Source organism: Vibrio aerogenes, assembly GCF_024346755.1.
Taxonomy (GTDB): domain Bacteria; phylum Pseudomonadota; class Gammaproteobacteria; order Enterobacterales; family Vibrionaceae; genus Vibrio; species Vibrio aerogenes.
Genome location: NZ_AP024862.1, coordinates 13,579 through 28,575, shown reverse-complemented (window position 1 = coordinate 28,575; position 14,997 = coordinate 13,579). Strand labels below are relative to the sequence as shown.

10 protein-coding genes are annotated in these 14,997 nt (G+C 45.7%); 4 read left to right on the top strand and 6 right to left on the bottom strand.

All coding sequences use genetic code 11. The features are described from left to right. The first annotated feature begins 373 nt into the window (after positions 1 to 373). Both glgX and OCV29_RS17745 read left to right on the top strand, forming a co-directional pair. A complete protein-coding gene (gene glgX, locus OCV29_RS17750; RefSeq protein ID WP_370737230.1) occupies positions 374 to 2,356 on the top strand; it encodes a glycogen debranching protein GlgX in 1,983 nt (660 codons plus the stop codon). Positions 2,357 to 2,628: 272 nt separating this feature from the next. Further along, on the top strand, positions 2,629 to 4,455 hold the full coding sequence (locus OCV29_RS17745) for an ABC transporter ATP-binding protein (protein WP_073605421.1): 1,827 nt from the start codon (positions 2,629 to 2,631) through the stop codon (positions 4,453 to 4,455). 224 nt (positions 4,456 to 4,679) lie between these two features. Here OCV29_RS17745 and OCV29_RS17740 read toward each other — a convergent pair whose 3' ends face one another. Then, positions 4,680 to 6,044 (bottom strand): histidine-type phosphatase, encoded by a 1,365-nt coding sequence (locus tag OCV29_RS17740; protein WP_073605422.1) that lies wholly within the window; start codon positions 6,042 to 6,044, stop codon positions 4,680 to 4,682. A 220-nt stretch (positions 6,045 to 6,264) separates the two neighbouring features. Between OCV29_RS17740 and OCV29_RS17735 the strand changes: the two genes are divergently transcribed. Next, positions 6,265 to 6,969 (top strand): DUF445 domain-containing protein, encoded by a 705-nt coding sequence (locus OCV29_RS17735; RefSeq protein WP_073605423.1) that lies wholly within the window; start codon positions 6,265 to 6,267, stop codon positions 6,967 to 6,969. Between the two features lie 129 nt (positions 6,970 to 7,098). Here the strand turns inward: OCV29_RS17735 and OCV29_RS17730 are convergent, their stop codons facing one another. After that, a complete protein-coding gene (locus tag OCV29_RS17730) occupies positions 7,099 to 8,487 on the bottom strand; it encodes an SLC13 family permease (RefSeq protein ID WP_073605424.1) in 1,389 nt (462 codons plus the stop codon). Positions 8,488 to 8,724: 237 nt separating this feature from the next. Between OCV29_RS17730 and OCV29_RS17725 the strand changes: the two genes are divergently transcribed. Then, entirely contained in the window at positions 8,725 to 9,684 is a 960-nt protein-coding gene (locus OCV29_RS17725; protein WP_073605425.1) for an AEC family transporter, read from the top strand. Positions 9,685 to 9,864: 180 nt separating this feature from the next. On the opposite strand, the gene OCV29_RS17720 is transcribed toward OCV29_RS17725, so the two are convergent. From OCV29_RS17720 to glgB, 4 genes are all read right to left on the bottom strand, one after another. Beyond that, positions 9,865 to 10,131 carry a DUF5062 family protein gene (locus OCV29_RS17720; RefSeq protein ID WP_073605426.1) on the bottom strand — a complete coding sequence of 89 codons (267 nt, stop codon included), beginning with the start codon at positions 10,129 to 10,131 and terminating at the stop codon, positions 9,865 to 9,867. Positions 10,132 to 10,395: 264 nt separating this feature from the next. After that, positions 10,396 to 11,835, bottom strand: a complete 1,440-nt coding sequence (locus OCV29_RS17715; RefSeq protein WP_084193474.1) for a flotillin family protein — start codon at positions 11,833 to 11,835, stop codon at positions 10,396 to 10,398. A gap of 119 nt (positions 11,836 to 11,954) precedes the next feature. Beyond that, a complete protein-coding gene (locus tag OCV29_RS17710; RefSeq protein ID WP_073605427.1) occupies positions 11,955 to 12,464 on the bottom strand; it encodes a hypothetical protein in 510 nt (169 codons plus the stop codon). A 211-nt stretch (positions 12,465 to 12,675) separates the two neighbouring features. Beyond that, entirely contained in the window at positions 12,676 to 14,865 is a 2,190-nt protein-coding gene (gene glgB / locus OCV29_RS17705) for a 1,4-alpha-glucan branching protein GlgB (protein WP_261887417.1), read from the bottom strand. Positions 14,866 to 14,997: the final 132 nt, after the last annotated feature.

The following is a 14,997-nucleotide window of genomic DNA, read 5'->3' as shown; positions in this document are numbered from 1 at the left end:
AATCCTTTTACTCATACAGTGACATCAACCTAAAATAATATAGACAAACAACCTGAAGATACAGTATTCAGAATATTCGGGTATATCTCTGAGTATAATTGAAGATAATCATTCAGATTTCAGCAAGTACACCCGGGATAAAAAGCCACAGTACCCACATTAAATGAACAATTCATGATAAATCACAGTTTTTGTGGGCCATGTACGTTATCCGTTGCCTTCTGATAAAGAGCCCTCTCAACAGAAATACCCGGCAAAATACCTGATAAAAGACATATTTTATGGCGAATACTTGACCTATTCACAACTAAGTTTTTTACTAAAAAGAGTAACGCTCGCTTAATCACTCATCAAATAAGACTCTATAATGCGTATGAGAAATGACCGTTTGTCCCGTCCCTACCCTTTAGGGGCAACACCTGATAGCAATGGATGTAATTTTTCTGTTTATGTAACAGATGACTGTCAGATTCAGTTAGCTTTGTTTGACAGCAAGGGGAAATGCCGGACCTTCCCGCTGACAAATGAGTATGCTGGTATTCGTTACATCTATATTCAGGAAGTCACTGCCGGCCAGAAATATGGTTACCTGATAAAGCAACATGATCAGCGCTGGCACTATATTTCAGATCCTTACACAAAAGCACTGGAGGGACCATTAACATACACTCCCCCCTTCACAGCAAAAAAAAGCTTTCAGCTACCGAAGTGTGTGGTGGTAGATAACCACTTTGACTGGCAAGATACAGTAAAACCAGAGATTCCCCGTGAAGCGACCGTCTTATTTGAGACCCATGTGAAAGGCCTCACTCATGAAAATCCGGCAATTCCGGCCAATATCAGAGGCACCTATCCGGGACTGATTCATCCTGAAATGATGAAATTTTATCAGGCACAGGGGATCCGCACCCTGCAATTTCTCCCGGTGGCTGCATGTATGCATGAAACACACCTGCTCGAGATGAATGCAGTGAATTATTGGGGATACAACCCGTATGTCTTTATGGCGCCGGATCCCCGCTATGCAGTCAAAGATGCTGTGACTGAATTCAAAACCGTCGTCAGGGAACTCCACAAAGCGGGTATCGAAGTCATTCTTGATGTTGTGTATAACCATACCGCAGAAGGCGGCGGTGAAGGACCACTCTTCAATCTCAGAGGACTTGACCCTCAGTACTATCTTACCAATGGCCCGTACTTTGCTAATTTTACCGGCTGTGGTAATACCGTCGATTTATCCTATCAGCCAGCGCTGAATCTGGTGATGGATACACTCAGATACTGGGTCAGTGAATATCACATTGATGGCTTCCGTTTTGATTTGGCAGCGACTTTGGGACGAAATGGTGAAGAATTCAGTCAGGGGGCTGCTTTTTTCAAAGCGGTTGCCCAGGATCCCATTCTCAAACAAGTGAAATTGATCGCCGAACCCTGGGATATAGGTCCAAATGGCTATCAGGTTGGTAACTTTCCATTCGGTTGGAATGAGACGAACGATAAGCTCAGAGATATCAGCCGGAGTTTCTGGCGTGGCGATCAGGGATATCTGAAAGAATTTGCGACCCGTTTGATGGGCTCGAGAGATCTTTACAGTGCAGCTAACTGGCCATTTAAATTAACCGTAAACTATATCACCTATCACGATGGTTTCACGCTTCAGGATCTGGTGTCTTACCGGCATAAGCATAATGAGCGAAACGGAGAACAGAACAGGGACGGACATGGTGATAACCGCTCTGAAAATTATGGAGTGGAAGGCCCGACAAGCGACAAATCCATTTGTGACATCCGGGCCCGCCAGAAACGCAATTTTATGGCAACGGTACTGTTTGCATTCGGAATGCCGCATATTCTCACCGCTGACCTGTTATCTCACTCCCAGCAGGGAAACAATAATGCATATTGTCAGGATAATGAGATCAGCTGGCTGAACTGGAACCTGAACACTGACCAGCAGCAATTCCGCGACTGGTGCGGAGCGCTGGTGAAAAACCGTGAACAGTTTATGATTCAGTTTATCGATGCATTCAGCGGCAATTCACGAAATTCAAACCGGGTTTTCTGGCGAAGAGTTGACGGTAAATTAATGAATCAGGATGACTGGAACCAGCTCAGTGCTGTAGCACTACACCTTGGTATTGGGGATGACGGCGCTGAACTGCTCTATCTGATCAATCAAACCAAAGCGCCCGCCCGCTTCTCTTTGCCGAAAAACAAAAATCAGCAATGGCAGGTCATATGCGATACCGACTCTTTTGTGATGATGGACGATACCGTATCGGTTGAAAAGCTTCAGCCGGAGATGACGATGACGATTCTTTACTTCGACCCGCAGTCTCTGCACGCAGAATCCTGATGTTTTATCTCTGAGTCAGACAACAAGGCCTGTATCTGCTATCTGCATTGACCGGACCGTACAGGAAAATAAGAAACATAAATAGAACATACTGATTACAATGGGTATAATAAAATGCTCAGTTTCCCCCCAGCAATGACCACAGTCCATGAAACCCAAACCTGAACGCGTGATAGTCAGGGAATCCGGGTCAATCATATTTTCTTGTCACAGAAACAGGCTGTGGTGTTATTGCTTTCTGTATTGATATTAAGCTGTATTAAGGATTCTTCATGTATAAGCGATTTGAGGGTTTTACGCAGGCTTTCCCCCCCGAAGAGCCACAACAACCCCCTGAAACTTTATGGGCATTTTGCCGGTATTACACAAAAGGCTTTACCAAACCGCTCTTATTCATTGCGGTTCTCAGTACCATGATTGCCATTGTCGAAGTCTCTCTCTTCGGCTTCATGGGCCACCTGGTGGACTGGTTATCTTCAAGTCGTCCGGAAACGTTCTGGGCTGAAAATAAGTGGACACTCAGCGGATTAGCGCTGGTTGTTGTCATTGGTATTCCATTATTGATTTCTGTTCAGTCTCTGCTGGTTCACCAAACCATGCTGGGCAATTATCCGATGTCTATCCGGTGGCTGGCCCACCGTTACTTACTGAAGCAAAGTATCTCCTTTTATCAGAATGAATTTGCCGGCAGGATTGCAACCAAAGTGATGCAAACCTCCCTTGCAGTCCGTGAAACGGTCATGAAGGCAGTGGATGTCTTCGTATACGTGGTTGTTTATGTAACGGCAATTTTGTTTATGCTGGCTGACTCAGACTGGCGCTTAATGATGCCAATGCTGGTCTGGTTACTGATCTATATCGGTATTCAGTTATATTTTGTGCCTAAGCTGAAGCGGGTTGCATCGCTTCAGGCTGACGCGCGTTCAACCATGACCGGACGCTTTGTTGATAGCTACACCAACATACAGACAGTCAAACTCTTCTCTCATCATCACCGTGAAACAGAGTATGTTCAGGACAGTATGAAAGGATTTTTAGGCACGGTTTATAAGCAGATGCGGCTGGTTACCGGCTTTAATCTTTCTGTAGAAGTGGCCAACTATCTGCTGCTGTTTGCGATCGCCGGTACTTCCATTTATCTGTGGTCACAAAGTCTGGTGACGGTCGGGATCATTGCGGTGGCTATTTCACTTTCATTACGGATTAACGGTATGTCCCACTGGATTATGTGGGAAATCGGTGCATTGTTCGAAAATATAGGGACAGTTGTAGACGGTATGGCATCTTTGTCCCGTTCAATCCAGATCCAGGATAAACCGAATGCAAAAGCACTGGATATCAAACAGGGCGCCATTGACTTTGATCATGTCTCTTTTCATTACGGCGAAAATATCCATGTCATTGATAACCTGAACCTGAACATCAAACCAGGAGAAAAAGTGGGGCTGGTTGGCCGCTCCGGTGCAGGGAAATCAACACTGGTGAATCTGTTACTGCGTTTTCATGATGTGGAGAGTGGTGCCATTCGTATTGATGGACAGGCGATTGATGACATTACTCAGGACTCGCTGAGAAGCGCAATTGGCATGGTCACACAGGATACATCATTGCTTCACCGCTCTATCAGAGAGAATATTCTCTACGGAAAACCAGATGCGACAGAAGAAGAGTTGCTCAAGGCAACGAAACAGGCACATGCCCATGAGTTTATCGAAACCCTGACCGATCCACACGGCAACTGCGGTTATGATTCTCAGGTTGGAGAACGGGGTGTGAAACTGTCTGGCGGACAACGTCAGCGGATCGCCATTTCCAGAGTATTACTGAAAAATGCACCGATTCTGATTCTGGATGAAGCCACATCAGCACTCGATTCAGAAGTTGAAGCTGCCATTCAGGAAAGCCTGTATCAATTGATGGAAGGCAAAACCGTCATTGCGATTGCGCACCGTTTATCGACCATTGCGGCGATGGACCGGCTGATCGTCCTCGATGAAGGCAAGGTGGTTGAAGAAGGAACCCATCAAGAGTTGCTGGATAAGAACGGTATCTATGCGCATTTGTGGGAACATCAGACGGGTGGGTTTATTGCCAGTTAATCACCACATTTATCCCCCCTCAGTCCGGACGGGCTTACAGCTGAGCCCGTCCGCATACCACCTGCCAGATTTACAATGTAAATATGATTGATACTGATTTTCAACGCGGAATGACTATTTGTGAAGGAATAACTCTGTTTGTGTGAACCAGCGCCTTGCTCAAAGCAATCAATTCCCGCTGAACATGCCTCTTGAGGTCTTTGTATCCATGTTGGTATGACAGTTTACATTTGATGATAGCAATGAAGTAAGGTATCAAAAGAATAATAGTAACTGCCCGGTTTCACGGGTTTACAATCCTGCTTAAATGCGGTTTCTTTCTCGTTATACAGCATTTTTACTAACAATTTGCCATCCGCGGCATTGCGGAAAACATCCCACTGAATATTAGCACTATATGGGGAAACCCACGCTCCGTGCCATGGGTTATCGGGTTGATATCCTTCACTCAGGGAAACACTTTGTGTGCTGCCCTTCAGCTGCATCTGCGCTGCAAACGGAATAATCGTTTCTGCATGGGCAAAACGTAACTTTGCTGCATATGGATTCGTCCCGTTTTGTACAGCTTTAACCTGATGAAAGAAATCATCCTCAAGTCCTTTCGCAATCCGGTATGTTATATCGGTCTGATTCAGACCCGGCCCTTTCTGATAGAAATTTTTTCCATCCGACAGGTAAGTCAGCCACTGCGTTTCTTCCGGCGTAAAATACAGGTTAAATTGCCATGGCTGATGATTCGATTCATCAACCATCCCCGGAGAAATCAGATACAAATTGAATAGCTGCATCGCCGCGTCTGTCTCAGTGTACACCTGGGCTTTTTTCTTCCCTCTGCGGGTGAACTGATACTTTCCCTCTGCCAGTGCATCAACAAACGCCGGAGTATAAATTCTTTCTAAAATCCTCCGGGCGATCTGATGTGTTTCAGGTTGGTCAAACAGTCGCTCAACCGCAAGATGCAGCGGTTTATTATGTTTTTTGTATTGCTGATACGCTTTATTTTGCTTATGAAAATACAACTGATTCCGGTTAATCTGCGGTTGCATGATCAAGGGCTCCAGTGCCGGGTCTGCCTGAATCAAACCATGAACAAACGATACAGCACTCTCTTTGGCCCGGGAGCGCCCGGAGTATTCAACCAGAATTTTCCGGCCTTGTTTTGTGGCATGCACAAACAACGGTTTATCCCGTTGCACCATTCTCATGCCAATCCCCCGATGTTCCCGATGTCCAAGACGGGACAACTCGCCGTATCCAAGTTTTTCATTTGCAGTCATCAACCGGGAAATTTCAGCACCCAGTTTCTCTCCGGCAGGCGTCAACGCATGCAAGTCTTTGGCTTTTTGCCAGATTTTCAGGCTGATATCATCGTATTTGGGGCTGGTTAAAGCTCTGGAACCATGTCGTGCCAGAGATTGAGTGAAGACCAGTGAATATCCGTCAGGCACGGGTTCATAAGTATTCATTGCCTGACGGGGTGAATACACGGTTTTAGTGCCGTAAACGTAGTCTGCGGATGCCGGGGAGTTTCCCGGCAAGCTGCATCCTGCCAGCATCATCGCACCGAATACAGAAATGTATATTTTCATGATAAATCCTGAATAAAAGATCAAACTCCCCCGGCTGCATCAGAAGGGCAGCTCAGGTACAAGGATGGATATTTATCACCACAGCTATAAATATTCAATCAGATCAATCACCATTTACCGCAACATCCTTTGAGCGAATCACCGGCTTTGCTCTTTTCGACGGGTTGGTTTTCTTCTAAAATCGGCGTATTTCAAAATATTCAGGAGAATAAACAACACGATGAATAACAAGAGTATCATGACCAACTTTATTGCCATTCTCTGCATGTTGATTGGTTATCAATTCAACGAGCCAGTTATACAAACAGCGGGACTGTTTGCCTTTTCTGGCGCAATAACCAACTGGCTGGCTATTCATATGTTGTTTGAAAAAGTACCCGGTTTATATGGCTCAGGTGTCATTCCCCGCCGGTTTGATGCATTCAGAACGGCGATCAAATCATTAATGATGGAGCAATTTTTCAGTCAGGAAAACATCGGAAAATTTCTCGACCAGGAAATTGGTGAAACCCACAATTTTGAAATGGACGCCATAATCGAGACCATTGATTTTAACCCAACCTTTGATGCATTGGTTGACGTCATCGCTCATTCTCAGTTTGGTGGCATGCTGGCCATGGTTGGCGGAACAGAAGCACTACAACCCCTCAAACAACCTTTTGTTGAAAAAATGCATGCTTCTGTGGCCGAAATCGGCCAGAGTGAAGCCGTGCAGGATGCGATCAAATCCCAGCTAGGTTCAGGTTCGGTCAAACAAGATATCGAAGCAAAAATCGAACAGATTATTGATCAACGTCTGAGTGAGCTGACCCCGCAACTGGTGAAAGACATGGTACAGAAGATGATCAAAGAACACCTGGGGTGGCTGGTTATCTGGGGTGGTGTTTTTGGTGGCGTCATTGGTATAGTGGCGTCATTGATATAGTGACGTCATTGATATAGCTGCGGCCCTGTGCGCTTAAATCAGCAGGCAAATCACACCGGAAGCTCCCGCCGGTGTGATTGATTTCCTGCACAACACGCAATCCGTATCCGGTTTTTCTGTCCCGATCAACTATTGCCAGATATACAATGCAATCACTGTCAGTAACATCACACAGATCACATTGAGAATCATCCCGACCTTCATCATCTGAGTCTGCCGGATATAGCCGGTAGAAAAAACAATCGCATTGGGTGGTGTGGCAACCGGTAACATAAATGCACATGATGAAGCGACCGCTATCAGTACCACCAGAATCACCGGCGGCATATTCAGCGCCTCAGCCACACTGACAAAGACAGGAATGAGCAATGCCGCACTGGCAGTGTTACTGGCAAACTCCGTCAGAAAAACCACAAAGCATCCGATAATGACGATGATAAAGAACACACCGAACTGGGTAATCAGCTCACTCAGCTCCTGAGCAATAAACACACTGGTGCCGGTCTGTTTGAGGATATTACTTAAACTGATCCCACCACCAAATAACAGTAAAACACCCCAGTCTGCCGTTTTTTCTATATCTTTCCAGTGTACAACACGGGCGAAATTGATCAGTACAATCACACCAAGCGCGATGATCGTATCAAAAGACTTAAATCCGCCAATCATGCCGTTAATTGGTTTACTGAAGATCCATAAGAACACTGTCAGAGAGAAGATCCCCAGTGTCACCACTTTCCCTTTATCCCAGTTCACCGGCTCATAATTCAATTCAAAACGACCGGATAAATCCGGTTTAAAAACCAGATACAAAACGAAAATAGCGACCGGAAGCAAAATTGCAGCGGCAGGAATCCCATAAAACATCCATTCCGTAAAAGAGAGCTTCAGCTCAGCAGCCGCAATCGCATTGGGCGGGCTGCCTATTACTGTCGCAATCCCGCCAATACTGGCGCTATAGGCAATTCCGAGCAGAACAAACACATATGTTCTTTCACGCTGACCCGAATCCACTTTACTCAGCACCCCCAGCACCAACGGAATCATCATTGCTGTTGTCGCAGTATTGCTGATCCACATAGAAATCACAGCCGTCACCGCAAATAGCATAAACACCGCGACGGCCATTTTTCCCCGTGCCAATACAAGAACTTTATCGGCAATCACTTTATCCAGCCCCTGATGATGCATTGCAGCCGCCAGTGCAAATCCCCCCAGGAAGAGATAAATAATCGGATTAGAGAAATTGCTCAGCGCCGCCTGCGTATCAAAAATACCGAACAAAACAGCCAGCACAGGGACCAGTATAGCGGTCACGGTGACGTGCAGTGCTTCTGTCAGCCACAGCACGGCAATAAAAACAAGCAAGCTGAGTCCCAGCACAACCTGAGGAGGAAACGGTAAAGTTTTATATAAAATAAAGAAGAGAAGCGTATCACTCAGGACAATTATACTGTTACGGTTAAAAAACCACTCACTCGTATTTGAGGGAAGTGGGACGTTATCATTTTTATTCATTATGTATGCTTCCTTTTGAATTAAAACGTCAGCATGTGACGTCGCTAATATAACTCAGGATGAATATTCAATGAATGACATAGCCAGCAAATGTAAAATGTTATGCCTGCATAGAAAACATAACCTTAACAATCATTTCACCTCATGCATTTTTACAAACTCACGGTATAATGATTTTCAATCATTGTGCACTCACCAGGCTATTTCCCCAGCCGTTATCTCCGATACAGGGAAACCATGGATTTATTACTTGAGCAGTTCAAATTTTCGTTATCAGTCACCGGTCCCATCTGCCTGATGTTATTTTTGGGCGTCTATTTCAGAAAAACCAGCCTCATCGATGATCATTTCATTGAAGTCGCTTCCCGTCTGGTGTTTAAAGTTACCCTGCCGGTCCTGCTGTTTCTGAATGTGTTGCAGTCAGACTTTAGTGCAATTGCTGACAGTGCATCATTCGTATTATTCGGTCTTTTCTCTAACTTCATCTTCTTTCTTTTGACAACCGTGGTCATTAAACAGTGGTCAAAAAATTCAGCGGATCAAAGTGTCATCATTCAGGGTGGGTTCAGGGGAAATGCCATGATCGTCGCACTGGCTTATGTTGCCAACGCTTATGGCAATCAGGCAATTGCAACAGCAGCGCTTTACTGTGCCGGGCTGGTCCTGCTGTTTAATGTAGAAGCGGTGTATACGCTCATCCCGAAAAATCAGAATAACCGGGAAAATGCACTGGGTGTGATCGTAAAAACACTGACCAAAAACCCACTGATTATTGCTATTTTACTTGGGCTGACTTTTTCTCTGCTGAACATTCCGGTACCGGAAATTGCAGATAAAGCGGGCCATTATTTTGCGAATATGACACTGCCACTGGCACTGATTTGTGGTGGTGGTGCGCTGGATCTCCGGCAGCTTCACCGGGATAAAAGTTCAGCATGGATTGCCACACTGTTCAAGCTGGCATTGTGTCCGCTGCTGATTACCGCTGCGGCATTACTTTGCGGATTCAGGGGGATTGAACTGGGAATTATTTTTCTGACCAGCTCCGCGCCAACCGCATCTGCCAGTTATGTGATGGCTCGTGTGATGGGCGGAAATGCTGTACTGGCAGCCAATATTATTGTCCTGACCACCTTTCTTTCTCTGCTCACCACGACAATTGGTATTTTTGCTTTATCAATACTGAATCTGATTTAATTCAGGCGGGGGCTCATCCCCGCCAGTGGCACTGACAGGTTCTCATCAAAAAATATGTGGAATTCCGGATAAAATGGTATGGCAGGCAGGGAAAGCGGAATATAAAGCGTGAAGAATGGCCGGATGAGAAGAGAAGAGACAATACCGGGGCCTAATGAATTGCCTCAATGTGTTCAATCCTTATTTTAAAGGATCATCGTCAGGCAAAGCATGATGGATCCAAAGCGCTAATCGCTTTTTGATACTTTTTCCATCAGATTTATCCGCCGGGAGCGGCGTGATCTGGCGGACTTTCACTAAAAACAGATACAGGGCTTTGACCTTTGTCGACTGGGAAGCATTATCACTGGTGAGCTGATATCCCTGCATTTCAGCCATCTTACATCCCACTTCCATCGCTTTGCGGAATAATTTATCTTCATTTTGGATCTTAGCTGTTTTTGCCATACTTGTACCATAGTTCGCATAAAATCATACAGTTAGTATATACCTAAACAGACTCAAGATGCAGGTTGCGATGATATTTGTTGGCGCTTGCAGCAAGGCAGGAAATCCCATGACTCATCATATCAGGCGCTGATATACATCATATATACACAAATGACCTGAAAATGCATGATTCAGGTTGTTTGAGGTATTTTGGTGAATCATAAAAAAACCACTTCATTTTGAAGTGGTTTTTGTACCTTCAACATCCGGAATCCGGCGATATCATGCTTCTTCCTGCTTCATGTCCACAGTGGTTTCAGCTTTTAGCTCTGCCTGCTTTCCCATAAATGAAGGCAGTTCAATCCCAACGTTACTGGCCATTTCATGCATTGGCGCGCCCATAGTCAGGAAATCTTTCATGAATGATTTCAGCCCGGCCTGCCCGTTCTCAGACCCCTGATCCCAGACAGTCAGATTATCAATCTTCATCTTCGCAATCGCTTCTGTCTGCAATCTGACGACCTCTTCCAGTTTCTCGATCACCTGAAGTTTCGCCAGAGCATCACTGTCACCAGCCGACCGGACTAAATCATGATAACCTTCCGCTTTGGCTTTCATCACTTTGCGCATCCCTTCTGCTTCGGCTTCATATTTGGTCAGTAACGCTTCTGCTTCTGCCTTGGCAACAATTTGAATTGATTCGGCCTCACCTTTCGCTTCTTCTATTTTCTTCTCGGCTTCAATTGTTTCTGCCACCACTTCATGTGCCCGCTGTCTGGCCAGCTCGGTCTCTTTTCGTCTTTCCTGAATCTCTTTTTCAGCAATCTGTTCAGCAACTTCAGCATCTTTACGGGCAGAAGCTTCGGCAATTTTCAGCTCTGCTTCTGACAAAGCAATGGCTTTTTTAGTTTCATTCTCACCCTGAATCTGCTCAGACTGACGCTGAGCCACAAAAATTTCTTTTTCAGCGACCGTGCGACTGATGGCTTTTTCTGATTCAGCAGATTCAATCGCAACCTGCGTATCTTTCTCACGCTCTGCTTTCTGCGTGCCAATCGCCCCCAGTTTTTGTTGCTCAGCCACATCTACGTTTGCCCGTTGAACCACAGTTTCAGCAGCTTTTCGGCCAATTGCTTCGATATAGCCCATTTTATCGCTGATATCTTTCACGTTGATGTTAATCACTTCCAGCCCAAGCTTTGCCAGTTCATCTGCGATATTCGTATTTACCTTTTCCAGAAAACTTTCCCGGTCCTGGTTAATCTGCTCAATTGTCAGTGTGGCAACGGCGGCACGCAACTGACCAATGGTAATATTTTGTGCCGCTTCTTTAACTTCCACCTGAGATAGCCCAAGCAAACGTTCGCTGGCGATTGAAGAAAGTTCGGGTGAGGTACCAATCGCCACCGTACATGAAGTCGGAATATCCAGACGAATGTTATTCGCAGATAAAGCATCTTTCAGATCGACTTCATAGTCGATCGGCTGAAGCGACATATACTCATAGTCCTGAACGACAGGTAAGACAAATGCTGCACCACCATGAACCACTTTCGCTGACCGTCCGCCGCCTGTTTTACCGTAAACGACCAACAGCTGATTCGGTTTACATCTGCGATAAAACAGCAGAAAGGAAAGCACAAAAAACAACAGTAATAAAACAGGCACAAACACAAATGCCATCGTGCCAAAATCTGTAACTGATAATGAAAGATCGTACACGGGTTATCCTTAGTTTATTTTTAATGAATCAAATGAATGAGCTCGGTCATATCTAGAGCGTGCTCTAGGGCCATACCATTCTGAATAAGTTTCTGACCAGTTTATTTTCCAGGTTGGTATCAGTTGACCTTGGTGATATCTATATGGGCAATTTCATGGGTGATCCGGGAAATAGAAACCGTTTCGCCAGAGTTAAACTGACGGCTTTCAGAGACAGCTTTCAGATAGTAAGTTTTACCCTCGATGGTGGTTTTAATTTTACCGTAGCCAGAGGCTGACTTATCCGGCACTCTGGAATAGACTTCTGCCGGGTGCCCGTCCTCAACAGACAGCTCAGTCATCACACCGGTCTCCATCTTTCCCGCCCGCCTCATCAAATACATAAAGGCCGTCGACATACTGACTGAAATCCCCAGACTTTTCAGATAAACGCCCAGCGTGATTTGTCCGCTATCCTGTGATAACGCCAGAAAAGACCAGCAGAAAGTCATCGCCAGCGCCAGCACCGAGTTAATTAAAAAATCATCACCCAAATCGAAACTCAGGTCTGCTCCAAAGAGCATCAGAAGCAGTTTAATGACAAATATTGAAGTGGACGCAATTGCTATCCAGAAAATGATATCCAGCATAACGAATATAAATCCGTATGAAATGAAATAAGTATAATGAGATTCGGGGATGTTAATTGAGGATTGATATTCCTGTCAATGTCCTCATACATTATAAATGATGTGTATACCTAATTGACCTCAAAGATACATCTTGAGGCCAATTGGGCATGTGAGAACAATGTGAAACACCTGTACTGAATCACCGCAATTCACACTGTAAATCGAATTGCTATACTGCGATCAGCTTATAAAAAACAGTCGCCAACGGCGGAATACTTAATAACAGGGAATCCGGCAGGCTTTCACTCTCAACCGACGCTGTTTTCACTAGTTTTTCGACCGGGAAACCACTACCGCCATAGCGTTCATCATCGGTATTGAGCAAGAGCTGATACGGACCGGCAAACGGTACGCCAATCCGGAAGTCGTCCCGGCTGACGGGTGTAAAGTTACTGATGACCAAAATCCGTTCACCGGACAGACTGATGCGCTCATGGGCCAGAATACTGATGTCCGCAGCATCCGATAAACGCCACTCAAACCCTTCAGGTTTACAGTCGAGTTCATAGAGAGCTTTTTCACTGGTATAAAGCCGGTTTAAATCGCGGGTCAGCGTCTGCAGACCTTCGTGGCGACCATAATCCAGCAGGAACCACTGCAGCTGGCTGTCATGCGCCCATTCGCCTCCCTGCCCGAACTCCGAGCCCATAAAGTTCAGTTTTTTTCCGGGCTGTCCGTACATGTACCCAAAATAGGCCCGGAGATTCGCGGTCTGTTGCCATTCATCTCCGGGCATTTTATTCAGCAACGAGCCTTTGCCGTACACCACTTCATCATGTGATAACGATAAAATATAATTTTCGCTGTGCGCATATATCAGCGGGAACGTGATGGTGTTGTGATGATATTTTCTGTGGACCGGCTCATTTTGCATATAAGTCAGACTGTCATGCATCCAGCCCATATTCCATTTGAAGCCGAAACCCAGACCGCCAAGAAATGTCGGACATGAAACACCGGGGAAAGCCGTCGACTCTTCGGCAATGGTCATCGCATTGGGGAAATGTTTATAGACTTCTTCATTCATCCATTTCAGCATTGCAATCGCATCGTAGTTTTCTCTGCCGCCGTCAACATTGGGTATCCACTGGTCGTGGCTGCGTGAATAGTCGAGGTACAGCAAAGAAGCGACTGCATCAACCCGAATGCCATCAATATGGAACAGGTCGAACCAATACAAAGCATTCGCCACCAGAAAACGCCGGACGTGCTCACGCCCCATATCGTAGATGTATGAATTCCAGTCCTGATGCCATCCTCTGCGCGGGTCAGGATCATGGAATAAAGGTGTTCCGTCAAAGTTATTCAGGCCGTGGCCATCTGCCGGGAAGTGCGCAGGAACCCAGTCCAGAACAACCCCAATATTGGCCTGGTGACATTGATCGACAAAGTATTTAAAGTCATCGGGTGAACCGTAACGACTGGTCGGCGCAAATAACCCGACAGGCTGATAACCCCAGGAGCCATAAAAAGGATGCTCAGCGACGGGCATTAATTCGACATGGGTATAGCCCATGTCGACAAGATAGGGTACCAGTTGATCCGCCAGTTCCCGGTAATTCAGAAAACGGTCATCCGGCCCCAGCTTCCATGAACCGGCATGGAGTTCATAAAAAGATAAGGGTTGCCCGGGCTTTTCAGTTACCGGCCGGTCAACCCATGCTTGATCACCCCATCCATAACCATCGTGATTATAGATGACAGAAGCCAGTGATGGAAATTGTTCCGCATGAAAGCCCCAGGGATCCGCCTTATGAGGCAGCCCTTCCCCGTCCGGGCCTTTAATTTCGTATTTATATTGTTCACCTTCAGACAGCCCCGGAATAAAAATACCCCACATGCCGTAATCCAGCCGCTGCATTGGATGACGTCGCCCATCCCAGTAATTAAATGATCCAATCAGGCTGCAAGCGGAAGCGTGCGGTGCATAAACCAGAAACCGAACCCCTTCAATCATCTGACCATCACGTTCTAAAGACATAAACTGAGAGCCCATATGATGATACATATGAACCGGCGTATGAAGATCTTCATATTCAGCATAAATTGAATGGTACTGATACGGATCATCCACAATTTGCTCGCCGGATTCCCAGCGAATATGCAAACGATAGTGGGTAAACCTCAGATCAAGGTCTTCCTGTAAAATAAATCCGCCATCATCTTCCGGTGTCATATCAAACCGGGATTGATCGTCGAGTAAAAGTGAGACTTGAACAGCATCCGGCATCCATACCCGTAGTACACCCTGTACCGGAGAAATGTAGGGGCCGAGAAAAGAGAATGGATCTGCGAAAGAAGCGTGCTCAAGTTTATGATAAATCTGTTGTTTTTTTAATAATTTCTGACTTGTTTTCAATATCCGTACTCCTGCCCTCAAAGTTGATTCACAATGCATCGGTGGGATATGTATCCATAAACCCTTTGCGTATCCTTGTTTATCCAATATCCCGGATACTCCGGTTACATCACTGATGTACAGAACAACTGT